This window comes from Aeromonas finlandensis (assembly GCF_000764645.1).
In the GTDB taxonomy this organism is placed as follows: Bacteria; Pseudomonadota; Gammaproteobacteria; order Enterobacterales; family Aeromonadaceae; genus Aeromonas; species Aeromonas finlandensis.
Genome location: NZ_JRGK01000233.1, coordinates 1 through 1,084 on the forward strand (window position 1 = coordinate 1; position 1,084 = coordinate 1,084).

Consider the following 1,084-nt stretch of genomic DNA (forward strand, 5'->3'; position numbering starts at 1 on the left):
CACTATTTTTCATCCACAGGGGGGGGGGCAAAAGGCAGACTGTGGCCTAATTGGCAATAGCCGGGTACACCACGTAGCCCACCATGCTGGCGGAGTGGACCATTATGTTGATTCATTGAATGGACTGGTCGTCGGGCAGTTGGTCAGTTTGCGGGTTGAACCAATTCAGCGTGAATTACACAGTGCATGGCACACTGCCGGTCATTTAGTTGCTGCAGTGGTCGAGCATCTTTACCCTGGCTTAATCGCTGTTGCCGGTCATCAGTGGCCTGGTGAAGGGCGGGTTGAGTTCCAGACCAAGGCAGAAACTGTAGTCCCGGATGCATCAAGGATCAACAACCAGTTGGCGGATGACATTAATGCCGGACTCATGGTTCACATGAGTGTTATGGAAAATGAAATTCGTACTATTCAGATCGGTGATTACCCTAAGGTACCATGTGGCGGCACACACTTGAAATCACTTGAAAAATTTAAGCAAGTGATAGTGACCTCGATAAAGAAAAAGTGCGATAAAGTACGAGTGAGCTTCTATGTTGATATTTAGCGATATAAATTTAAAACAATATTTTCAGGTTTCTGACAGGCCCCCCACCTAATGCTATTAAGTTTTTCAATTTAAAGCATTTTGTCTACATATCGCAGATAACACAACAAGCTTGACAAATATAATATCCTGATGAGTTATTACGCATGGTTCGAAATGTCTCATTCGAACATGGTCAATAGGTACGTCAAGCCCTGGCTACGCTTAATATTGATATGCTGTCATCATTAATTCATCGAATCAAGAGGTATACTAGATGCTTGGTAATACAGATATAGTATCGGTCTGCAAATCATTAGAGACAAATGTGCAAAATTATATTAATAAATTTTTTATTAAAAATATTTAAATGAACTTGGGCATTTAATTAATGAGTCTTGATAAAGTATATATCAGTGGATTGATATACAAAGTATGGATTGGCTTTGTTGTGTTTACTCCTATTGAACTCTTGGCATCAGAAGGTCACCTATCAATTATCGACTATGATGCAAGCAAGCAGCTACTGTCGCTAAATGTAGTTACTGATGCCATTGG

General features: G+C 40.8%; 1 protein-coding gene. It reads left to right on the plus strand.

The window, feature by feature from the left end:
- Positions 1-547, plus strand: a 547-nt coding sequence (locus tag LD28_RS0112915) for an alanyl-tRNA editing protein (protein WP_033137374.1), incomplete at its 5' end; no start/stop codon positions are given.
- Positions 548-1,084: the final 537 nt, after the last annotated feature.